This is a genomic window from Streptomyces sp. NPDC002206 (genome assembly GCF_053593595.1).
In genome coordinates, this window is sequence record NZ_JBSFCW010000002.1 from 641,799 (window position 1) to 664,405 (window position 22,607).

Genomic DNA, 22,607 nt, shown 5'->3' on the forward strand with positions numbered 1-22,607 from the left:
GACCCGGAGGACACCGCACATGAACGCGATCACCAACTGGCTCGGCGGCCTGTCCGGCCCACTGGTCTATGCGGTCGTCGGCGCCCTCGTGTTCGCGGAGGACGCGCTGTTCTTCGGCTTCGTCCTGCCCGGTGAGACAGCCGTCGTCCTGGGCGGCGTACTCGCCAACCAGGGACAGGTCTCGGTCTATTGGCTCGCGCTGACGGTCGTACTCGCCGCCGTCGCCGGAGACACCGTGGGCTACACGATCGGCCACCACTTCGGCCCAAGGATCTTGACGACACGACCGCTGCGCCACCACGAGCAACGCATCGAGAAGGCACAGGACTTCATTCGTCGCCGGGGCCCCGAAGCAGTCTTCCTGGGCCGCTTCATCGCCTTCTTCCGCGCCATGATGCCCGCGCTCGCCGGCATTTCCCGCATGCACTACCGCCGCTTCCTCCTCTTCAACGCCCTCGGCGGCCTGGTCTGGGGAGTCGGCTTCACCCTGCTCGGCTACTTCGCGGGCTCCGCCTACCAGCGAGTCGAGGCGGTCGCCGGGCGCGTCGTCGCGCTTGCTGTCGCGGTGATTGTGGTGGGCGGGCTCATCGCATGGCACGTGCGGCGTCGCCGCCAGGCAGTTGGGCCGGGCCCGCAGGACCGGAACGACTGACGCCCCGATCCGTTGCGTCACCATGCAGTCGGCCTCGAAAGCCTCGCCGACGCCCTGCTGGCCGACCTCCTTCCGCCCGGCGGTGCCACCGATGACACCACGCTGGTCATCGTGGGCCTATGACCCGGTCCGCCACGCCCGCAGCAGCGCGCTCAGTCGAACAACATCGACGCCTGCGCACGAGACCGGCCGATCGGGGCGCCGACCGGCCGTCGGCCTGACGGCCGAGCCGACCGCCGCGGATGCCGTCCTGCCGACGATCCCGCTCCACAACTTCGCGCGCTGGTGCGGCGGTTCGCCGATTTCTCGGGCCCGTACCCGTGGGAGTGGCAGCCGGTCGAGGCGTTCCGGCCTTTGGCGCACACGCTTCAGGGCATGTCGCCGAAGTCGACATTCTTGGTCTCGACCGTCCCGGCAGTCCGCCCCGGCGCCGCCTGGTAGGTCCAGTACAGGTTCGTGTGCGTGATGACCTGGTCCGGCGGCGGTGCTCCCCATGCAGTCTGGTTCTCCGTCGTGTGGGCGTCGCTGACGAGCGTGACGTCGTACCCCCTGACGAATGCGCCATGGAGCGTCGAGCGAATGCACGCATCGGTCTGCGCGCCGACGACGACGAGGCGCCCGGCCCCGAGGCCCGACAGGACGGTCTCGAGGGTGGTGTCCTCGAAGGAGTCGCCGTAGTTCTTCTCGACGAGCGGCTCGGCATCGCCCGGAGTCAGCTCTGGGACGATCCGCCAGTCGTCGCTCCCCCTCACAAGCTGCTCGTCGGAGTGCTGGACCCAGACAACGGGTGTCCCTTCCCGCCGTGCCTTCTCAATAAGATGGCCGACGTTCGCGACGACCGCGTCGCGCTCGTGAGCCCCCTCGACGACGCCGTTCTGCACGTCGACGACGAGAAGTGCGGTGTGCGGCCGATTCTCGAGTGTGGTCATGGTCTCCCCTTACTCACGCTGGGTTCCTCTGTCCACGCACGGTAGACCCACCCACTGACAGTGGGCCTGAACGAACCTCGCACCGCGGCCGTCGTCATCGTCGCCTCCCGAAGGCGAGCCGCGCACGCAGACGTGAGGGAAGCCCGGTGACCCACCGCAACGCCCCGCTGATGTCGCAGGCCGGCTCAGGTTGGTGCCTCGCTGCCGGCAGCGCCCCACCGTGCATATCGTTGCCGAGGACGGCGTCTCCCGACAGCAGTACCTGATCCACTGCATCATCGAATTGCGTGTGCGCAGCCGCTGGCCGGTGCGCACGATCGCCCTGGATGCAACGGCTCCGGGGTACCCATCAGGGTCGAGGTGACCGGTGCCGGCGCGGGCGGCCGTCTCCTCCGCCGCTCGCCCGGCAGGGACCTGCCGGCCAGGAACACGGGCTTCCCTCCCTGGGGCCACGGGGTGCGCGGCTCGCTACGTCACACTGGTGGTCCCGTCACCGAAAGTACGAGCGAGGCGACCGATGGCTTTGCAGTTCAGCGCCACCAATCCCGAACACCCCGCGTTGCTTCTCGAGCTGCCCTGGCACCTGCCGCTCGAGGAGTGGCCGGAGAAGCACCTGGTGACGCTGCCGCGCGGCATCTCCCGCCACGTCGTGCGCTATGCACGAGCGGGGTCCGACGTGGTGGCTGTCAAGGAGCTCGCCGAACGGCCGGCGGTACGCGAGTACGAGCTGTTGCGCACCCTGGCCCGGCTCGGGATACCCGCGGTGGACCCACTCGCGGTGGTTACCGGGCGCACCGGCACCGACGGGGAACCGCTGGAGCCGGTGCTGATCACTCGTCATCTCAACGGGTCCCTGCCCTACCGCTCGATGTTCGAGACGACGATGCGCCCGACCACGGTGCACCGGCTCATGGACGCACTCGCCGTACTGCTGGTCCGGCTGCACCTGGCGGGTTTCGCCTGGGGCGACTGCTCCCTGTCCAACACACTCTTCCGCCGGGACGCCGGCGCCTACGCCGCCTACCTTGTAGATGCGGAGACCGGCGAGGTGCACAGCCAACTCAGCACAGGGCAGCGTGAATACGACATCGATCTGGCCCGGGTGAACATCAGCGGGGAGATGCTGGACCTGGAGGCCTCGGGTGCTCTCCATCCCTCGGTGGATCCGATCGCTTTCGGCGCCGAGATCTGCCAGCGGTACGAGGAGCTGTGGAGTGAGCTGACTCGTACTTCGGTCTATCCGGCGGGCAAGTATCACTACATCGAACGTCGCATGCGCAGGCTCAACGACCTCGGCTTCGACGTCGCCGAGATGCAGATCGCCAACTCCCCGAACGGCGACACCATCACGTTCGTCCCCAAGGTTGTCGACGCAGGCCATCACCAACGCCAGCTGCTCCGCCTCACCGGGCTCGACGCCGAGGAGAACCAAGCCCGACGACTCCTCAACGACCTTGAGAGCTGGATGGCGACACAGGAGGACTACGCGCCCGGCGACCCGCTCGGCGCCCGGGCGGAGGTGCTTGCCCACCGCTGGGTCCGCGAGGTGTTCAGGCCCACGGTACGTGCCGTTCCGCAGGAACTCCGGAGCACCATGGACCCGGCCGAGCTCTATCACGAGCTGCTGGAACACCGGTGGTACATGTCCGAGCGCGCACAGCTGGACATCGGTCTGGAAGCGGCCGTGGCGGACTACACCACCAGCGTTCTTCGTCGTCCCGGGACGGAAGTGCCGTCGGCGAGCGATTCTCCGTGATCCGCGCGACCGGGTAGACCGGGTGGAAGGTACATGTTTCGCCCTCGCCGCCGACATCGGCCGCATTCCCTCGATGGTGGGAGAAGCTGTGCGGTGTGAAAGGTGAGCGGTTGCGATTCGACGGCTGGATCGCCGGCGTGGGAACGACCTCCGGAACTCGGCTGGTGGTAGGGCACTGGACCCGTTCACCCTTCGGGTCGTTCAGTGATGTGATGATCCAGCACCCAAACGGCGAGCGGTTGCTGCTGGCACCGTCCGCTGCCGTCGCTGACTTCGTCGCCACCACCTACCGCTTCGAGTGCGTCGAGGTCGTTCCCGTCACGGTCCGGCGGGGCGGATCCGAGTGGAGCATTCAGGCCGGCCCGCTGAGTCTGCACTTGAGTACCGGCTCCCGGACCCCGCTGGGGTGGCTGCTGCGCGCCGTGCCCACCTCGCTGGTCAGGAGCCGGCGCTGGGCGGCACTGTGCAACATCCCTGCGCGGCTGATGCCTGGCGTGCGCACCCTGGGTACTGCCGCCCCGGGGCGTCGGGAGTGGTACGGAGCCCATGACCTGTGGCCCATTCTCGCTGCGGACGCCGTGCTCGGCGGAGCCGGACTCGGGGCGCTGGCACCGCTCGATCCACCCGTGGAATTCGGGTTCGGTTCCGCGCCCCGCCGCCCGGCTCTCGTACGCGTCACGACGACGGTGGAGCTGGCAGCGGCACCGCCATGATCGGTCTTCGCCCGTGGGGCGGCTCACATGGGTGAGGTTCGGCGACTGCCGGCGCATGCCCCGACCGCAGTTGCCGTCGTGACGACGCACTCGTCGTCACGACGGAATGGACAGGGACGCTTCCCGCCGGCGGGGGCCCCGCGTCGCTCAACTACGGATGCGCTCGCCCCGATCACGTGCGCCGGTCGGCACACGTCCGTCGGGCCGGGGAATCGGGTGCGATTGCATGCGCCGAGGGTCGATCAGAAGCCGAAGACCGATCCCTCGGTCAGGCTCGCCTGCATCTCGCAGGCGTTGCTGAAGGTGGCCGACCAGGAGACGCTCCGGCCCTGCCACACACCGTTCGCGTTGATGACGACGGGATCCCACTCACGCGTGCAGCTTCGCTGAGGCGGCGTGGTCAGCTGGGTGAACTCCCCGTCGACCGCGAGCAGGTCCGCACACGCCGCAGTGGGCGAGGGGTGAGTGCCGCTGGGGCGCGGGGCGCAGCTGAGGGTGACGGCCCGCTGGACGGTGACAGCGGCGCCGTTGCTCTTGCCGACCGACAGCACGAGGGCTGACGGGGCGTAGAGGCTGGTCGACTGCACGGGCTGGGCCTGCGCGACACCCACGGCGCCCATGCCCGTCATGATCAGTGCAGATGCCGTAGCGATTATGCTCAATTTGCCAATGTTGTGGCGCACTTGCGAATCTCCTTCGCTTGGGGGTGCGATTGCGTTCGGGAGTCTCGTGCATGCAGACAGTGAGTGCAGTATCGATCAGCTCTTTCCGGCCCGGCTCGCTGGCAGCGCATCAACCGAATGGTCGTTCGGCCAGCTCGGAAGCGGTGCGCGGGACCCGTGCGTGGTGTCCACCATGTGGACGAAATCCGGTGGTACAACTGCGAACTACCGTCTGACCTGCTGCTTTTCTGAGGTGGTTCTTACGCGAAAGTTCACGCTTCGGCCGGAAAGCAGCGCATGAGACAGCTCCGCGGCGCTCCGCACAGGGGTGCGAGAGGGGGTGTGGCGGCGAGTCACCGCTGGGACGGGCTGTCAGGTCCGTCGGCCGAGCAGGAACAATTGAGGCTCGGGCACCCCGCCGGGGTACGACGGGGTGAACAGGGTGTTCTCCTCCCACAGGAGTGAGAATCCCGCTTCGATCACCAACTCGGCAAACGCTGCAGCAGCGAAGCTGGTCACCTGTACGTCCTGGCCCATGAACTCGACGTCGACGCCCTCCACGTCCAGCGGTACGGTCGCAATCATCAGTAGGCCGCCGCGGGTCACCACCTGCCCGAGCCGCCGGACGAGCTCGGACTGGTCGTTGCGTGACATCTGCAAGAGGGAGAAGTAGACACACGCCGCGTCGAAACTGCTGTTCTCCAGGGTGACATGGCGGATGTCGGCACACTCGAACGAGGCGTCGGGCACCTGTCGTCGCGCGAGTTCCACCATGACGGGCGAGACATCGACACCCAGCACCTCGTGGCCGGCCTCGGCCAGGATGTGCGCGGTCGGCCGTCCTGTCCCGCTGCCGACGTCCAATACCCGGCTGTGCGGCGCGAGCAGTTCCAACAGGCGCTGCAGCGAAGCATGGTGGGCTGCCGACTCGGAAAAAGCCCGCTCGTACTCGGCTCCCAGCGCGTCGAAGGCCGCTGAGGCCGCAAGACGCTTACGATCATGCATCGCGACTGAATCCTTCCGTGCCGACCGGCTCTGCGGAATCGTTGCATTGTTCACAGTGGCCTTCAACGCCTTCCCGCGGAAGCCTTCCTGGGCGTTGCGTGCCTCGACGAGACTGGCCGCATCGGGGCCGTGATCATCGACCGCACGAGCCCTCACAGGCCCGCCCGCGGTGATGAACGCGTCCATCGCGGGGCAGTGCCTTCCGGCCCGGTGACACCACCCCTCGGATCATTGCTGACAAAGGGGGAAGCCATGCCGGGCCCGAAGGCCGGAAGCCTCGTTGCGGAGCCGACGAACACGGGTGCCGGTGAAGCCCTGACGTGCTCTGCGAGGCCCCGGTCACCCCATCGGACGCGTTTCGCACCCGACCGGACGCGCCACGGTGACAAGCTGCACCGGTGCTCGTTGGAGGGAGAGTTCGAGCCAGTGGCGCAAGCCGAATGCGCGCAGGCGGCTTCTGAGGAACGACCGGAGAACGTCATGACCACAGCACATGCCCCCCATCCCGACCACATGCATCAGCACGGCAAGGGCTGCGGCCACGTGGCCATCCCGCACGACGACCACGTGGACTACGTGCACGACGGTCACCTCCATCGTGTTCACGACGGCCATGTGGACGAGTGTGAACCGGGCGGGCACACCGCTCACGGCGACCACGCGCACCAGCATGGCGACGGGTGCGGGCATGTCGCGGTGCCGCACGGGGACCACGTGGACTACGTGCACGACGGTCACCGGCACGTCGGTCATGACGGGCACTGGGACGACCACTGACACGTTGTGTGCAAGACGGGTGTCCCCTGACGTCTCGGGGGACACCCGTCGCTTGCGTGCATACCGTCCGGTGGCGGCGCCCCGACGTCCGTACGGTGGGGCAGGGGCCGGCTGCGGTGCCGACCAGTAGAGGCCTGCACCGGCGCACGGCCCGAGCCGCAGTCATCAGTCGTGTCGGTCAGGGTTCCGCGGGGACCAATCTGACCGGGGCGGTGCCCGGGGTGTTGTGTCTGTCCGCCCAGGTGGTCAGGGCAGTGAGGCACGCATGGTCCAGATGCCGCAGGCCCGACAGGTCGAGCTCGATCGGGCGGTCCTTCGGCAGCGCCTCCAGGGCGTCGAGTATCGCCGGCAGGCGCAGGAACGTCGCATTGCCCGTCAGCCGCGCGCGGATCACGCCGACTCCTCCGTCGGCGACATCGACCTGAAGGTGAGAGGTGTCCCACGCCGACTTCGCCACGGAGAGCGCAACACCGATCAGCACGCCTTCGAACATGTTCGCCACGACGATCATCCCGGCCGTGGCGACCACGATCACTGCCTCGCCCCGGTGCGCACGCCACAGCACAATCAGCTCCTTGACAGGGACGAGCTTCGCGCCGGAGTAGACGAGGATGCCCGCGAGGCAGGACAGCGGAATCACACCGAGTGCCGACGGCAGCAGCGCGGCGAACAACAATAGCCATACCCCGTGCAGCACTCTGGACGCCTTACTCCGTGCGCCCGCCTGGACATTGGCCGCGCTGCGGACAATGACCGCGGTCAGGGGCAGCGAGCCGAGCGCACCGCATACCGCGTTGCCGGCGCCCTGGGCGATGAGTTCCTTGTCGTAATCCGTGCGTGGTCCCGCGTGGAGGCGGTCCACCGCCGCCGCGCTGAACAGGCTTTCGGCCGATGCGATCAGGGCGAACGCGAGCACCGTTCCGAGGACGCCGAGCTGAGTCAACAGCCCGAATGCGTCCGCGCTCGGTGGCTCGATGGCGTCCAGCAGCCCCTGTACCTCGACCTTCGCGACAGGCGTGTCGCAGATCGCGGCGATACCGGAGGCGACAGCGACAGCGACCAGCGGAGCGGGCACGAGCCGCATCGATGGAGGGAGGCGCTTCCACCCGACCAGGACAGCGATCGTCCCGAGGCCCAGCCCGAGAGCCACCATCGACTGGGCGGAACCGAACACATCGGCCAGCAGGCCTGGCATACCGACGATCTTGGAAGGCCCGGTATCCGGCGCCTCGCGATCGGCCATGACGTACAACTGGCCCGCGACAAGCAGGAGTCCGATACCGGCGAGCATGCCCTGGACGACGGCCACAGAGATGGCCCGGAACCAGCGGCCCAGCCTGAGTACGCCCATGAGGAGCTGAAGCAGGCCGGCGGCGAGGACGAGAACACCGAGCCCGGCGAGGCCGTGAGCCGTCACGGCTTCGTAGACCAGCACCGTCAGGCCGGCCGCCGGGCCGCTGACCTGGAGACTGCTCCCCGGCAGCAATCCGGTCACCAGCCCTCCCACGATTCCCGTGACCAGACCCAGCTCGGCCGGAACACCGGAGGCGACAGCCACCCCCACACACAGCGGGAGCGCGACCAGGAACACCACCAGGGATGCGGCGAAGTCGTCTCTACCCCTTGCCCCGCACACACCCTCTTCGCCGCGCCAGAGGGCCTTCCCCCGCCGGGGTCGGCCGCTGGGGTCGTGGATGATGCCCTTCACAGGGCGCGGATGGTGCCAGTGGCCCGCCGATGGGCGAGCTCGGAGCCGATGTGGATCCCCTCGCATCTGTGAGGGATGGGACTTGGGGCGGCGACACTCCGGTGGCAGCTGCGGGCACGGTTGTTGAATGACTGCATGTCAGCTTGTCTCTCCTGCACGGTCATGCGAAGTACGGATGACGATCGGGTCCACGGGGTTGCGCTCGGGTTGACTGACCTGGCGTCAGTGGAGCAATGCCAGGAGCCGACGCTGCAGGCCGGACAGCAGGCCGGCCCGAGGCGGAGCGGACGCGGGATTCGGCTGAGGCGGTGCGGGGCTCGGGGCACAGGAACTCTGTTGACGTTCTGAGACCGTGAGCGAATGTGAACTGTCTGGCGACAACCGCGCCGTGGAGGGCGGGGCGGGCCGACGAGCCGCTTCGGCACGCACCAGTGCGCTCACGGCCGCGAAGACATCTGCGGGCATGACGGGTTCTCCTGCGAGGTCACGTGACGTAGGTGTTGACGACGGCAGGCCGCATCTCGCGTGCCGCTCGCGGCAGAGCACGACGTGTACGAGAGATGTGCGGCCGGAGCCGATCAGCAGCGCAGCACGAGACCTGTTGGAGAATCAGCCGAGCCCGCTCTGCCCACAGGCGCCGGCGTGCATGCACGGCGCCCAGTTGGTGTGGGCTCTGCGCCGAACGTGGGATCGGTCGCCACCGCGGTAGTTGCAGATGGGGTGTGGCGCGGCTTGCCGAACGAGGTTGTTCCGGACCGCCATCTGTGGTCGTCGCTGTGACGGCTGGGAGCCGGTGGGCAGGACAGCTCCGATGACGCGGAGTCGATGACAGCGCCGCTGACCGTCGGACTTGCGTGAAGGGTACGGCTGCTGTGATCGAGGCCGAGCTTGGAGAAAGGTGCGGGGGCTGGGGTGAACACTCCGTGCATCAACGTCATCAACGCGATCAGCAGGGCTGTACACGCGGCGCGGCGTACCGTCCGCTGTCGTGCACCGCCGCTGATGGGCGTCATGTTGAGTCCTCCCGTGATGCCTGATACCAGGGAACATCGACGAGGAGGCTGCGGCAGTCCGACCCCTCCGTACGAGTGACAGGTTCACCCGCGCCACCCATTCATGGAACATTTGTTCGGCACGCGTTCCGTCGTGGGTGTCAGCCCAGTTCGGACGCCAGGGTTCCCATGCGGAGACTGTGCCCACCACGAATACCGGCGACCGTGTCCGTCCGGCGGTTTCGCCACGGTCGTCACCTGCAGCTGAACGATGAGGCTCCACGTGAGGCCTGGGTGCGTCGACGATCACGCACTTGCGCAGGCGGGTGAATTCCTGCTGCGTCGCTCAGAGCGCAGGCGGTGGGGGAGTCGGCGAGTGCGATCCGGAGGGGATGGCTCGCGCTGTCTGGCTCGGGATGGCGGCGGGCGTGCCGCTGTCGAGTGCTTGCCGGGTGAGCCGGATGGCGTACGGCAGGGCTGCCCGGGTGAATGCGTCCGCGCCGGCGGCGTGGGCTGCGGCTCCGATGAGGGGCTCCGCGCAGGCGACGGCGCGCCGGAGAGCAACAGGCGTGCACAGCCGGCTCGTGTACCGCAGAGCTGGGCCGAGCAGACCGGTGGCGGGAAGGTGGGGGAGCGCGAGGGTGAGGGTCCGGTCTTCGGCGCCAGAGCGCGGCCAGGTCAGTTCGATGCGCATGAAACGGGCCTCCACTGGGGGTTCTGGCACCTGCAGAACACGTTGGGTTGCCACTGCACATGCCGAACAGTCCGGCCGATCAGGCAGAGTGCAGCGTGAGGCGGGTCAGTCGACGGGCGCCGGGGTCGCGGTCCGGCGGTGACGGTGTCGGTGGGCGAACCTTCGAGAAGTCGGCTCCGGGCCGGGACGGGCGCTCATGTCCTCAACTCCTCGCGGCCAGGACACGCGCGGGTGTCGGTCGGCGATCCGTGGCGACCCGCCCGCGGGACCGGGTGGCTGGTCTTCTCGGACTTGTCGCAGCCGGAGGGCCGGGCCCATGGCGTCGAGGCGTCCACCGTCTGTTACCCCACTTGGCGGTAAGTGGATATGTCCAGGCTTGCCGGAATTGCATGATCTTGTCAAGGTTGCTGAAAGGTGAGAGACGTCACGGCCGCGGGCCGTCCGTCTCACCTGCCCGACGGAGAGAGAGCGACCATGACTGACAGTTCCCGTGTGTCTGGTTCAGGGGACACGAAGGTGCAGCATCCCGTCCAGGAGGCACTGGCGCACCCCATGCAGCGGGTGATGACAGCAGTGGACAGGGTCCCCGGCGCGGATCGGGTCAAGGGGATCGTCGACGGTGTTCTGGACTCCGTCGGGATCGTCTCGCCGCATGCTCGGCGTGTCGCGGCGTACACCGGTGCCGGGCTGCTCGGTGTAGCCGGTGTGGTCGAGTGGCCGGTGGCCGTGACGGGCGCCGCGGTGGTGTGGCTCACGCAGCCGCGTCCGACGGATGCCGCGGGGGACCAGGCCGTCGGCGAGGCCCGAACAGAAGGTTTGCAGGCGAAGCAGGCCGCCCGGTCGGCCAAGGCGCAGACCACCACGAGAGCGGCGAAGACCCGCCCGGCCAAAAAAGCATCGGCCACTTCGGGTAAGGCCAAGACCCGCCCGGCCAAGGCGTCGACCGCCTCCGGGACGGCGAAGGCCCGCTCGTCCAAGCGCGCCGCCACGAGCACCTCGCGCACCAAGGCCGGTGGGCGGAAGAAGTCCTGAGGCCGCCTCCCATCCGCTGTTACGACCGTTCCGAGCCCGGCGCCTGTCACGGACCGTCCGCCCCCGGCCCCGTGCGGCAAGCCTGCGAAGGTGAGACATGCTGCTCCGCTTGCTGACCGGGCTGCCCGCCGTGGCCCTCCAGAGCGCCTTGGCTGTGCCGGTCGAGGCCACCCGCCGGATCGCCACGCCGACCGCAGATGCGGCGCGGATGGCCGCTGAGCTCGTGAACGCCGGTGCGCGCGGCGCGGTGGACGGGGCGGCGGCGGTGTCGGCGACCGCGCTGCGGGTCGGCAGGGCCGCCCGCAACGCGATCACTCCTCAGGTCGGATACTGGCACGCCGGATCACGGATGCACCTCGCACTCCAGCACCACCCGGACGCGCCCGTTCGAACCGTGGAGCGACTCGAGGCCACCGCCCGAAAAGTGGCCCTCGAGCTGGCCGAGCACCCTGACGTGCTGATCGCCTACTGGGACGGCGGCCTGGGCCGGCTGGTCGTGCAGACGACCGAGGACGCGGTCAGCGGGGAGGTGGCGGACACGGTGTCCGAACTGGCCGCCGAACACGGGCTTGTGCACGTCGGCGATCAGGTGCTGGAACACGTGCACCCGGGCGCCGCTGGGAGCGTGCGCGCCAACGCGGTCGCCCTGGCATGCGACGCGGCGGGCATCGGCGTAGCACTCGCGGGACGGGCAGCCTTTCTGAAGCGTGCCCCGGAGGCCATGGTGGCCGCGGTCGTCGTGATGCGTGAGGACTCGCGGGTACGCGCGGTGCTGAGCCGTGCGCTGGGCCCGGACGCGTCCGATCTGGTGCTGGCCGCGGCCCATGCGGCCGTCTGCGGGATCGGACAGTCGCCGAGTCCGCTGCTGCTCGACGCGGCACTGCGGAGTGCCCAGTTGGTGGAATCCCTGGCTCAGCTCGCGACGTTCGACGCCGTACACGACACGCTGTGCGCCCCGGATCGGCTGACTGTGGCCAACACCGACGTCGTACGTCCGCCGCTGCGTCCGAGCCCGGGCGAGGAATATGCCGCCGCCGCGGTCAACGGGATGCTGGGCGGCGCCGCCACCAAGCTCCTGTTCACCCGCAGCATCGACGAGGCGGCCGAGACTGTACTCGCCGGTTCGCCCAAGGCCGCACGCTACGGCCCGGCGGCCTTCACCGCGGCCCTCGGCAGTGCCCTGGCACGCGAGGACGTGCTGGTCCGCGACCCCGAGCGGCTGCGCCAACTGGAGCTCGTGGACACCGTGGTCCTCCACCCCGCAGCACTGCACAGCACTCGGCGCACCGTGCTCGAGGTCCACCCCAGCATGGCCGGCTGGGATCACCGCAGGTTGTGGCAGGAAACCACCGCAGCCCTGAGCGCGCCCGAGGACGCGACAACGCCGTCCGAGGTGTCGGGCATCGGCCTTCGCCCGGTGCCCGACGAGACGGCGCCGGACGCGGGACTGATGATCGCTTCGGTGCGCGGCAGGGATGTCGGTACCGTTCTGGTCGGCTGGGAGGTCGATCCGATGGCCGAAGCGGCGCTGGACGCAGCGCGCCGAGCCGGTCTGCATGTCGTGGTGGTGGACGACTGCTCGCTCGGCGAGTTCGGGACCCTGGCCGACCAACTCTCCTCTGCCGAGATCCCGTTGGCCGAGGTGGTGGCTGCCCTGCAGAACGAGGGCCGAACGGTTCTCACGGTGGCGCGCGTGCCGCACGACCGGGCGGCAGCCGAACGGGAGTTGTCTGCCACCGCCCACGACGTACTCGACGGACTGCTCCGCAGCGACATCGCCGTCGCCGTCACCGACGAGCGCAGCGCTGTCGTCTGGGGCGCCGACCTTCTGCCCCTGCGCGGACTCGAGGGCGTATGGCGGCTGCTGTCAGCCGTACCCGCAGCGCGGGCGGTCAGCCGGCGTGCCAAGTTCTGCGCCGAGGCGGGCGCCACGCTCTCCGAGCTCCTGGTACTCACCCAGGGGGCCCGGTCGCAGCGGGTTCCCTTCCCCCTCGAAGTGCGGCTCAGCCCCGTCAATATCGCTGCTGCCGCGGCCCTGGTCATGGGCTGGTGCGCCGCACTCGGTGTAGCCGCCGGTACGACCCCCCACCCCACTCCGCGGGTGCCTTGGCACGCCCTGCAGCCCGAGCAGGTCATGACCCGGCTGGCGAAGGCATCGCGCACCCCGCCCACCGCCGTGACGGTGGTACGGACCCGGGTCGGCGACCTCGCGGGCGCCGCCGCCACGCACCCGGCCTTCGCGCCTGCGCGGGTGAGCGCACGTCTCGCCGGCGCCGTGTGGGCCGAACTGGACGACCCGTTCACCCCGGTCCTGGTGGTCGGTGCCACCGCGCAGGCACTGCTGGGCTCCGCGGTGGACGCGTTCCTGGTCATCGCCGCCGTGGCGGTGAACGCCTTGGTCGGCGGGGTACAGCGATTGCGCGCGGAGCGTGCGCTGTCCGCACTGGTGACCGGGCAGCGGCAAAACGCCCGGCGACTCGCTCACCCGTCAGCAAGGGAAGCGTCTGTCGTCGAGGCCGCGCGACTGGCGCCCGGCGACGCGATCGAGCTGCGCACCAACGATGTGGTGCCGGCCGACGCGCGGCTGCTGGAGGTCAGTGGCTTCGAGGTGGACGAGTCCTCGCTGACGGGCGAGTCACTGCCCACCTGCAAACAAGTGGCCGCCGTACCGCAGGCGCCCGTCGCCGACCGCAGCTGCATCGTGTTCGAAGGCACCACGGTGGTGGCCGGCCACGCCCGGGCGGTGGTGGTGGCCACGGGCGACCAGACCGAGGCCGGCCGGGCGGCGTCCCTCGCCGCCCGGGTCCCCACCTCGGCGGGGGTTCAGGCACGACTGCACCGGCTGACCCGTCGGGTGCTGCCACTCACCCTCGCCGGCGGCGCCGCGGTGGCCGGCCTGTCGCTGTTGCGCGGCCGTCCGGTGCGCACAGCCCTCCAGGGTGGGCTGGCAGTCGCAGTGGCCGCCGTGCCCGAGGGCATGCCTCTGGTCGCGACCGTCGCGCAGATGGCCGCGGCACGGCGGCTGAGCAAGCTCGGTGTCCTGGTACGCACACCACGCAGCCTGGAGGCTCTCGGACGCGTGGACACCATGTGCTTCGACAAGACCGGGACCCTCACCGAGAACCGGTTGCGGGTCGTCCGCCTGGTCACCGGCACAGGCGCCGACCAGCCGGCCGACACCCCCGAGACGAAACAGATCCTCCGCATTGCCGCCCGGGCCTGCCCCCGCGTCGCCGAGCAGCCGGGCGCCCACGCCCATGCCACCGACGAGGCGGTCCTGGTGGCAGCCCCGCCCGAGACAGGGTGGACCACTGTGCAGGCCCAGCCCTTCGAGGCGAGCCGGGGATACGCCGCCGCCACCGGAAGAGACGCGGACGGCGCGAACTTGCTGGTCGTCAAGGGCGCGCCGGAAGTCGTGCTGCCCTGCTGCCCGGATACGGATCCGGCAGCCGTCGAAGAGGCACTCTCCCTCGCCGGCCAGGGTCTGCGGCTCCTGGCCGTCGCCCAGCGCCGTCTCGCGACGGACGACGAGGCGAGGGAAGCGCTGGACAAGCCCCTCGAACTGCTGGAGCTCATCGGGTTCGTGGCACTGGCCGACACCCCCCGCCCCAGCTCCGCCCCGCTCGTGGCCGGTCTCGGAGAGGTCGGCGTGCGCCCCGTCATGCTCACCGGCGACCACCCGCAGACCGCTCGCGCCGTGGCCATCGCCCTGGGCTGGCCCGCGGATGTCACGGTCGTCACCGGCAACGAGTTGGCTTCACTGGACCGGGCGGGACGAGCCCGCCTGCTCCGGGACTGCGGTGTCGTGGCCCGCGTCGCACCCGAGCAGAAGCTCCAGGTTGTCGAGGCACTCCGGGAGGCGGGTTGCGTCGTGGGCATGGTGGGGGACGGCGCCAACGACGCCGCCGCAATCCGCGCCGCCGACGTCGGGGTCGGTATCGCCGCACGCGGATCGGCAGCCGCACGCAACGCCGCAGACCTCGTGATCACGAACGACGAACTGTCGGTTCTCATCGATGCCATCGGCGAAGGCCGAGCCCTATGGCGCAGCGTGGCCGACGCGATCAGCATCCTGCTCGGCGGGAACGCCGGCGAGGTCGGCTTCTCCGTACTGGGCACATTGCTGTCCGGCACGTCACCGCTGTCGACACGTCAGCTGCTGCTGGTCAACCTGCTCACCGACATGTTCCCGGCGATGGCGGTCGCGGTCACCCCCCACGACCCGGAACCCACCGGTGAGCCCACCACAGCAGACACCGTACCCGTGGGCCTCGCCGTCCTCGGGCAACCGCTGACACGCCAGATCCGCCATCGTGGCCTGATCACCGGTATCGGCGCGGCCACCGCATGGCTCATCGGCACCCTCACCCCCGGCACGGCACGACGCACCAGCACCATGGCCCTGTGCGGTGTGGTCGGCGCCCAACTCACGCAGACCGTCGTCGGACGCCGCCACAGCCCACTGGTCCTGGCCACGGTCCTCGGCACTGCCGCAGTGCTCATCGCCCTCGTCCAGACACCCGTCGTCAGCCACTTCTTCGGGTGCACGCCGCTGGGCCCACTGGCCTGGACCGGGGTGGCCGTCGCCGTCGGCACCGCCTCCCTCGGCCCCCACGTACTGCCACAGGCCGAACAGATGCTGGCCGACCTCACCTCACGACTGCGTCCCATGGTCCGGCTCGTCCACTGACGCCCTGCGCGCGGTAATACTGCGCTCGCAGACTTCGGCCCGGCCCATGCTGTTTGCGTACCAGGGCCGCTCCGCGCAAGTTCGTGGAGGCACGTTGGTGTTCCTGAGGTCCTCATTCGGCGGATGAGTTGCATTACCTGGCAGCGCTGAGCTCTTGCGCCAGCGGGCAGGGAGGCGATGTCGGACCGCGCTGACATGATCTGCGATCATGACGACCACTGAACGGCCGATGCCGCCCCTGAACGCCGACGAGCGTACGAATCTGGAGAGCTGGCTCGACTTCTACCGGACCACCTTGGCCATGAAGTGCGACGGCCTCACCGAGGAGCAGCTGCGGACCGCCTCCGTGCCTCCTTCGCCGCTGACGCTGCTGGGGCTCGTCCAGCACATGGCCGAAGTCGAACGGAACTGGTTCCGCCGCGTGCTGACGGGCGAGGACGTGCCGGCCATCCACAGTCCGCAGGCCGACCCTGACGGCCGCGACGACGGATTCGGCCTCTCCGACAACATCTCTTTCGAGACGGCCCGGGCCACCTGGCAGGACGAGATCGCCCACGCCCGCGCCAACTGCGCCACTCGGCGGCTGGAGGACACCAGCCCGTTCATGGGCGGCGAGGTGAGCCTGCGGTGGATCTACACGCACATGACCGCTGAATACGCCCGGCACAACGGGCACGCCGACTTCATCCGCGAGCGAATCGACGGCAGCACCGGCGTCTGATCTCCGGAGCGACTGCATGGCCCCTTCGCGGATTGCACTCTCACAGGCAGACCGGTAGCCGAACGGCGAACGGGCCGTCGCGGCAAGGACGGTGTCCCTGCCGCGACGGCCCGTTCCGACCATGTGTGTCAGGCGGTGGCCACCGCGAAGATGTGGATCACGCCGCCGTCCGTGGTGGACGGCAAGGTCACGCTCGCCAGCTGCTTACCCGCCTGGAGCGTGATCGGGGCGGTGGCGAAGATCTCGGTACCCACCGGGTCCTTACCGCCGCCCTGCACATCGCGGTACGTGGTGTGGACCGCGACCGTGTTGCCGAACGACGGATTCTGCGTGCCGCCACCCAGCGTCCAGTCGCTGAAGCCGATCTCCGCCTGCTGCGTGGTGCCGTCGGTGTACGTCAGCGTCGCCCGGCCGCTGGCCGAGCCCTCGGCCGCGCTGCCCAGCAGGCTGAGCTTCGTGTCTCCCGGCGCCGACGCGACGTTCAGCACCTGCGGGCTGTCTCCCGCGACCTCGATGTTGTCCGGGTCGCCCACGCCCACCTTGGGCCAGCCGAAGTCGAAGCCGCCGGACGAGACCGTCCCGCCCGGCGTCACGCCCGCCGCCGCGAGTGCCTTGGCCGAGTAACTCCAGCCCTCACCGTCGAAGTTGGCCTGCGGATTGTCGTCGTCGGTGGAGACACCGGTGCTGTTGCGGTTCCACAGCATGCTGTTCTTCCCGGCGACGGTCACCGCGGCCGACGTCCTCGGGAGTTCATCGCCGACGGACGACCTCAGCGTCACCGGGACCGTGTAGTGACCCTCGGCCGTGTCCGCCGCGGCCGATACGGTGAGCTTCGCGCTCACCGAACCGCGTGCCGGAACCGTGAAGTCGCCCTCCGCGGGCGTGACGGTGACACCGGCCGGCGGCTTCGCCGTCCAGTGGACGTTGGTGGCCTGTGTCTCGAGGGTCTGTACCTTGACGGTCGTCTCCGCGCTGCCCGACCCGGGCTCGACCTTCAGCTGCTCAGGCGTGGCGCCGGTGAAGTACTTCACGCCGCCGCCGGGGAAGGACGGCGGGGCGTCGGTCGCCGCGCTTCCCCAGGAGGTGTCCGCGGTCGCGCCGAGGGCGAAGTCCAGGGTGCCGCCACGGGCGACGAGCGAGGCGGGAACCCACGGCTTGCCGGCCGTCCTGCCATCGACCTTCAGGCCGTGGATGTACATGTTCTCCGCAGACGCGGCAGGTGCGTTGATCGTGATCGTCTTCCCGTGCCCGGTGTGCACCACCGCGTGCGGGAACAGCGGAGCGGAGAGGATCAGATCGGCGCGGCTCGGGTTCTGCGGGTACATGCCCAGCGCCGAGAAGACGTACCAGGACGACATGGTTCCCACGTCGTCGTTACCGGGGATGCCGCCCGGGGTGTCGCTCCACAGCTGGTCCATCTCCGCGCGGACCGTCTCCTGTGTCTTGTACGGAGCCCCCAAGTAGTCGTACAGATAGGGGGCGTTGATGTCCGGCTCGTTGGTCGCGTCGTAACGCGTGGGGTCCTGCGCCGAGAAGTCGAACTTCCCGTCCGGTGTACGGAAGAAGGCGTCGAGCCGCTTCAGCGCCTGGTCGTTCCCGCCCATCGCACTGGCGAGGCCCGCCACGTCCGAGTACACCATCCAGGTGTACCGCGCGCTGGACCCCTCGACGAAGCCGCTGCCGGTGCCCGGCGTGAAGGTGCCCACCCAGGTGCCGTCGGCCTTGCGGTCGCGGATGTAACCGCCCTGCGGGGTGGCGTTGGCGTCGAAGACGTTCGTCCAGTTCCCCGAACGGTCCAGGAACTTCTTCGCGTCGGCGGTCTTCCCGGTCTGCCGGGACAGCTCGGACAGGCCGTAGTCGGCCGCAGCGTCCTCCAGCGTCTCGGCTGCGCCTCCCCAGCAGTGGCAGTTGTCCGCCGGTACGTACCCGAGTTCCAGATACTTGTCGAGCGCGGGCCGCTGGCCCACGCACTCGACGTTGCAGCCCGAACTGTCCGAGTCGTTCGCCGTCGGCACGGTCGCTGCCTCGACCAGCGACTTCAACGCGCCCTCGACGTCGAAGTCATGACCGCCGAAGGCATAGATGCCGGCGAGAGCCGCGTCCGAGGGGTCTCCCGACATCACGCTCGTCTTGCCGTTCTCCAGCAGCCAGCGGTCCCACTCGCCGCCGCGCTGACTCGCGTAGTTGTAGAGGGACTGCGCGTAGTCACTGCCTGCCCTCGGGTTGAGCAACGTCATCAGCTGCACCTGCGCGCGGTACTGGTCCCATCCGGAGAACGTGCCGTACTGCGCCTTCTGCCCCTGGGCGAGCCGGTGCGGCTTGCGGTCGGCGCCGAGATAGCGGCCGTCCACGTCGCTGGTCAGGGTGGGTTCCAGCATGGAGTGGTAGAGCGCGGTGTAGAAGGTGGAGCGCCGGGCGTCGGTGCCGCCACTCACCTCGACCGACTTCAGGGTGCTGTTCCAGACCTTGGCGGCCTGCGTCCTGACGGAGTCGAAGCTCTTGTGGGGCCCGTTCTCCGCTCGGAGGTTGGCCTCGGCGTTCTGTGGGCTGACATAGGAGACGGCAACCTTGGCCTCGACCTCGGTGGTTCCGTCGGCGAAGGTGATGTACGCGCCGGAGCCCTTGCCCTCCACGGCCTTGCCGGACGAGCTGTACCCCGTACCGCCGGAGGCCGAGGTGGAGCCGGGCTCGACCGCGCCGTCCGTCCAGGTGCCGACCTTCGCGAACGCTTTGTCGAAGTGGGCGGTGAAGTACAGCGTGTAGAGGTGCTTGCGGTTGTTCGCGCTCTGCGGACCGCAGAAGTTGCCCGCGGTGACGGAGCCGGTCACGGTCCGGTCGGCCGTGTTGATCTTCACGGTGGCGCCCGTGCTGCCGCTCTCCGAGTTGGAGGTGCGGAAGAGCATGCTGGCGGGCTTGTCCGCCGGGAAGCCGAACTGCCCTGAGCCGGTCCGGGCGGTCGTGGTGAGCGCCGCGGACGCGCCACTGGCCAGGCCGACTTTGTAGTAGCCGGGTGAGGCGGTCTCATCGGCGTGCGAGAAGGCGCTGGCATACTTCGCATCGGTGACGTCCGTGGTGGGCGAGGAGTCGACGTCACCCACGTACGGCATGATCGGGATGTCGCCGTTCGCACCGGAACATCCGACGCCGTTGAGATGGGTGAGGCTGAAGCCGCGTACCTTCGTTGCGTCGTACTGGTAGCCGCCGGGAGCGGGTGTCGAGACCTGCTTGCCCTTCGAGTTCTGTGGGCTCCAGGCCAGCATGCCGAACGGCTGGACGGCGCCCGGATAGGTGTTGCCCGCGTTGGACGTGCCGATCAGCGGGTTGACGTACGACGCCGGATCCTTGACGGTGCCGTGCGGGGAAGCCGCCGAGGCGGGGGCGGCTGTGGCAGCCATACCCAGCGTGGCCATGGCGGTCACCGCGACGGAGCTGATAGCTCGGAGCCCGGTGTGCGTCCGACGGGTGCGCGTGTCTGACACCGTTCCTGCCCTTCATGTGTGACGGACGGTCAACGCGGTGGGAGCGGGGGCGCCGTGACCACTCCGGAACGGCGTCGCTCCGACAACGTTGTCAGCGACGTGAGGATGCTCCTCCTGCCGCTCCGGGGTGTCAAGGATCCCGGACTCTGTCAGTCCGGACCGCGCCGGGCGTGAGCCGTGGTCGCCGGAGCGGGTCTGCCCCCACGCGTCATCGAGGAAGGCTGCGGTTGTCGGTGGGACGGGTTTCCCATCGTCGCGGGGCCAGGTTGTGCGAGCCTTGGGGCGTTTGACGAGGTGTCCGCGTTCGAAGCGTGCTGCGCCGCGGACGAGGCGGCGAGATGGGGTGCACTCACCGCTCGCCGGCGAGTCTGCGTGAACTCGACCTGCTTGAACACCATGGCCAGGCCCGCCGCTCTGCAGGCCGCACCCTTGGTGTCCGCCTCCCCGGTGCGTCAATCTTCAAGAAACCGCAATGGTCTAGGCCAACTCATTGACGTGCCTGCGTCAACCCTCGATTCTGGCGGCACCTTCTCCCAACAGGAGTCCCCATGAAGCGTCTTCGCGCTCTGCTCTGTGGTGCCGCCACCGCCGCGCTGGCCACCGCAGGACTCGCTGCCTTCGCCGCGCAGCAGGCTTCGGGTGCGCCCACCGACGCCACCGCGCTCAGTAACCGGTGGTACGCCGCCGCGCCCTATCTGATGCCGCACGACAACAATCCTCCGGACGCGGGCGCCATCATGGACGCCACCGGCCTCAAGGCGTTCCAGCTCGCGTTCGTCCTCGCCCCCAACGGGGGCGGATGCAGCCCGACTTGGGACGGTACGTCGCCGGTCTCGTCGGACACCGCCGTGGCATCCGTGATCAGCGCGATCCGCGCCAAGGGCGGTGACGTGTCGGTCTCCATCGGCGGGTACGGGGGTACCAAGCTCGGCCAGACGTGCTCCGACGCGGCATCCACCGCGGCCGCCTACCAACAGGTCATCACCAAGTACCAGCTGAAGGCCATCGACTTCGACCTGGAGGAGCCGGAGTACGAGAACACGGCCGCCATCGCCCACGAGATCGGCGCAGCCAAGATCCTCCAGCAGAACAACCCGGGCCTCTACGTCTCGGTCACCACCGCGGGAACCGCCGACGGTACCGGCTGGTTCGGCAAGCAAATGCTCAACGAGGCCAAGTCGCAGGGCTTCACGCCGAACAACTTCTCCATCATGCCCTTCGACGGCGGGTTCAACGGGGCGGCCGCACAGACGAGCGCCCTGACGAACTTCAACTCCATCCTGCAGTCCACCTTCGGCTGGGACGTCGCGACTGCGTACGCGCACGAAGGCTTCTCCGGAATGAACGGCCGCAGCGACACCGGGGAGTACTTCAGCCAGGCCGACTTCCAGACCGTGCTGGACTACGCCACCAGCCACCACATGGACCGCTTCACGTTCTGGTCCCTCAACCGCGACCGCCAGTGCACCCCGCCCGACAACAACGGCCAGACCTCCGGCACGTGCAGCAGCGTGGCCCAGTCGGACTGGGACTTCGCGAAGTACTCGGTGAAGTTCGCCGGCGTCACCCCGCCTACGACCACCCCTCCGACCACCACCCCTCCGGGCGGCACCTGCACCGCGGCCGCGTGGAGCAGCAGCGCCGTCTACACGGCCGGTAACACCGTCTCGTACGGAGGCCGCACGTGGAAGGCCAAGTGGTGGACGCAGAACGAGACGCCCGGCACCACAGGCGAATGGGGAGTCTGGCAGGACCTCGGCGCCTGCTGACCCGACATCCGTCCGGCCCGGGCCGGCGCCCGCGCGCCGGCCCGGGACGACTCCTGGGCCGCGAGCACGGTGGCCGGCCCCAGGCCATCACCGACAACAAGTTGCCTACCGTCTGCGCTGCAAGACGCCCGGTGAGCCCGTCGAGCGGACCTGCCTCGACCTGCTCACCGCCACCGGCAAAACCGTGGAGTGTTGCTGTGAGCACGAGTGTCAGAAGTCCTGTCACACCCCGGCCCTGCCGGAACGGCACAGGAACCGGGCTCCGGGGAGAAAGCGGGATTGTGGACGTGCTGCATCAACGCTGTGCCGGGGCCGGACATCAGCACAGAGGGACGCCAAGGAGTGTGTCCACCCGTCCGGACGCTCGCCCCGGGCGGGCGGGCACGGGCGCACCTATGGTCGTCGCATGAGGCCTCAGGGGTGGCCGTCACGCTGCGCCGCCTTGCCGCGGTTGGCGGCGGGAGGCGCGCGATGTCCGATCCTGGAGGTTCCGAGGTGTGCCATTACTGCGGTTGCCGCGAGATTTCCCTCATCAAGGACTTCATCGCCGAGCACGAGAGCGCGACCGATCTGGCGGGGGGCGCTGTACGGGCCCTGAAACGGGGCGACATCGCCGCCGCCCAGGGGCTGCTGCGGGACATGGCCACGGTGCTGCGGGCGCACTGGCGGGGCGAGGAAAATGGCCTCTTCGCGGTGATGCGCAAGGACGACGAGTACACGCGGTACATCGAGGACCTGGAGCGCGAACACCGCGACCTGGACCGGTTTCTGGAGACGGCAGATCTCGGCGACAGGGACGACCGTCAAAGGTTCCTCGACGCCGTGGACGAACTGCACCGTCACATCGCCAAGGAGGAGGACGGCCTGTTCCCCGCCTCGCTCACGACGCTGGCCGGCGACGACTGGGATCGTGCGATGGCCGCCTGGCGCGAGGCGCACCCAGACGTCCGGACGCCATGACCGGCCCCCACTGGATCGCGGAGGACACAGGCCTGCTCCTGGGGCGGCGACGGGATCAGTGGTCGACC

The 22,607-nt window shown here is 69.2% G+C and carries 15 protein-coding genes; 9 read left to right on the forward strand and 6 right to left on the reverse strand.

Annotated features, from left to right (window positions below):
- Nucleotides 1-19 precede the first annotated feature (19 nt).
- Nucleotides 20-652 (forward strand): DedA family protein, encoded by a 633-nt coding sequence (locus tag ACWCP8_RS07775; protein ID WP_356005257.1) that lies wholly within the window; start codon nt 20-22, stop codon nt 650-652.
- A 368-nt stretch (nt 653-1,020) separates the two neighbouring features.
- Here the strand turns inward: ACWCP8_RS07775 and ACWCP8_RS07780 are convergent, their stop codons facing one another.
- The gene (locus tag ACWCP8_RS07780; protein WP_451114810.1) at nt 1,021-1,581 is read right to left on the reverse strand and encodes an isochorismatase family protein; all 561 of its coding nucleotides are present in this window, start codon (nt 1,579-1,581) and stop codon (nt 1,021-1,023) included.
- 517 nt (nt 1,582-2,098) lie between these two features.
- Between ACWCP8_RS07780 and ACWCP8_RS07785 the strand changes: the two genes are divergently transcribed.
- A complete protein-coding gene (locus ACWCP8_RS07785) occupies nt 2,099-3,337 on the forward strand; it encodes a DUF4032 domain-containing protein (RefSeq protein ID WP_451114812.1) in 1,239 nt (412 codons plus the stop codon).
- 95 nt (nt 3,338-3,432) lie between these two features.
- On the forward strand, nt 3,433-4,050 hold the full coding sequence (locus ACWCP8_RS07790; RefSeq protein ID WP_451114814.1) for a hypothetical protein: 618 nt from the start codon (nt 3,433-3,435) through the stop codon (nt 4,048-4,050).
- Between the two features lie 242 nt (nt 4,051-4,292).
- Here ACWCP8_RS07790 and ACWCP8_RS07795 read toward each other — a convergent pair whose 3' ends face one another.
- Complete coding sequence (locus ACWCP8_RS07795; RefSeq protein WP_451114816.1) at nt 4,293-4,733, reverse strand: SSI family serine proteinase inhibitor; 441 nt, start codon at nt 4,731-4,733, stop codon at nt 4,293-4,295.
- A gap of 351 nt (nt 4,734-5,084) precedes the next feature.
- On the reverse strand, nt 5,085-5,717 hold the full coding sequence (locus ACWCP8_RS07800) for a class I SAM-dependent methyltransferase (RefSeq protein WP_352263776.1): 633 nt from the start codon (nt 5,715-5,717) through the stop codon (nt 5,085-5,087).
- A gap of 480 nt (nt 5,718-6,197) precedes the next feature.
- Here ACWCP8_RS07800 and ACWCP8_RS07805 point away from each other — a divergent pair, with 480 nt between their 5' ends.
- On the forward strand, nt 6,198-6,494 hold the full coding sequence (locus tag ACWCP8_RS07805) for a hypothetical protein (protein WP_451114818.1): 297 nt from the start codon (nt 6,198-6,200) through the stop codon (nt 6,492-6,494).
- A 178-nt stretch (nt 6,495-6,672) separates the two neighbouring features.
- On the opposite strand, the gene ACWCP8_RS07810 is transcribed toward ACWCP8_RS07805, so the two are convergent.
- Together ACWCP8_RS07810 and ACWCP8_RS07815 are read right to left on the reverse strand one after the other, a co-directional pair.
- Nucleotides 6,673-8,130, reverse strand: coding sequence for a SulP family inorganic anion transporter (locus ACWCP8_RS07810; protein WP_451114918.1), 1,458 nt, complete (start codon nt 8,128-8,130; stop codon nt 6,673-6,675).
- Nucleotides 8,131-9,540: 1,410 nt separating this feature from the next.
- On the reverse strand, nt 9,541-9,888 hold the full coding sequence (locus ACWCP8_RS07815) for a hypothetical protein (RefSeq protein WP_356004771.1): 348 nt from the start codon (nt 9,886-9,888) through the stop codon (nt 9,541-9,543).
- A 492-nt stretch (nt 9,889-10,380) separates the two neighbouring features.
- Here ACWCP8_RS07815 and ACWCP8_RS07820 point away from each other — a divergent pair, with 492 nt between their 5' ends.
- The 3 genes from ACWCP8_RS07820 to ACWCP8_RS07830 all read left to right on the forward strand — a co-directional run bounded on the left by ACWCP8_RS07820 (nt 10,381) and on the right by ACWCP8_RS07830 (nt 16,331).
- Nucleotides 10,381-10,920: a hypothetical protein gene (locus ACWCP8_RS07820; RefSeq protein ID WP_352263536.1), complete on the forward strand. Its 540-nt coding sequence runs from the start codon at nt 10,381-10,383 to the stop codon at nt 10,918-10,920.
- A 97-nt stretch (nt 10,921-11,017) separates the two neighbouring features.
- Entirely contained in the window at nt 11,018-15,610 is a 4,593-nt protein-coding gene (locus ACWCP8_RS07825) for an HAD-IC family P-type ATPase (protein ID WP_451114820.1), read from the forward strand.
- Between the two features lie 208 nt (nt 15,611-15,818).
- A complete protein-coding gene (locus ACWCP8_RS07830; protein ID WP_451114822.1) occupies nt 15,819-16,331 on the forward strand; it encodes a DinB family protein in 513 nt (170 codons plus the stop codon).
- A 128-nt stretch (nt 16,332-16,459) separates the two neighbouring features.
- On the opposite strand, the gene ACWCP8_RS07835 is transcribed toward ACWCP8_RS07830, so the two are convergent.
- A complete protein-coding gene (locus tag ACWCP8_RS07835) occupies nt 16,460-19,741 on the reverse strand; it encodes a GH92 family glycosyl hydrolase (protein WP_451114824.1) in 3,282 nt (1,093 codons plus the stop codon).
- 617 nt (nt 19,742-20,358) lie between these two features.
- Between ACWCP8_RS07835 and ACWCP8_RS07840 the strand changes: the two genes are divergently transcribed.
- A complete protein-coding gene (locus ACWCP8_RS07840; protein ID WP_352263542.1) occupies nt 20,359-21,579 on the forward strand; it encodes a chitinase in 1,221 nt (406 codons plus the stop codon).
- A 471-nt stretch (nt 21,580-22,050) separates the two neighbouring features.
- Nucleotides 22,051-22,539 carry a hemerythrin domain-containing protein gene (locus ACWCP8_RS07845; RefSeq protein ID WP_382840028.1) on the forward strand — a complete coding sequence of 163 codons (489 nt, stop codon included), beginning with the start codon at nt 22,051-22,053 and terminating at the stop codon, nt 22,537-22,539.
- The last annotated feature ends 68 nt before the right edge of the window (nt 22,540-22,607 follow it).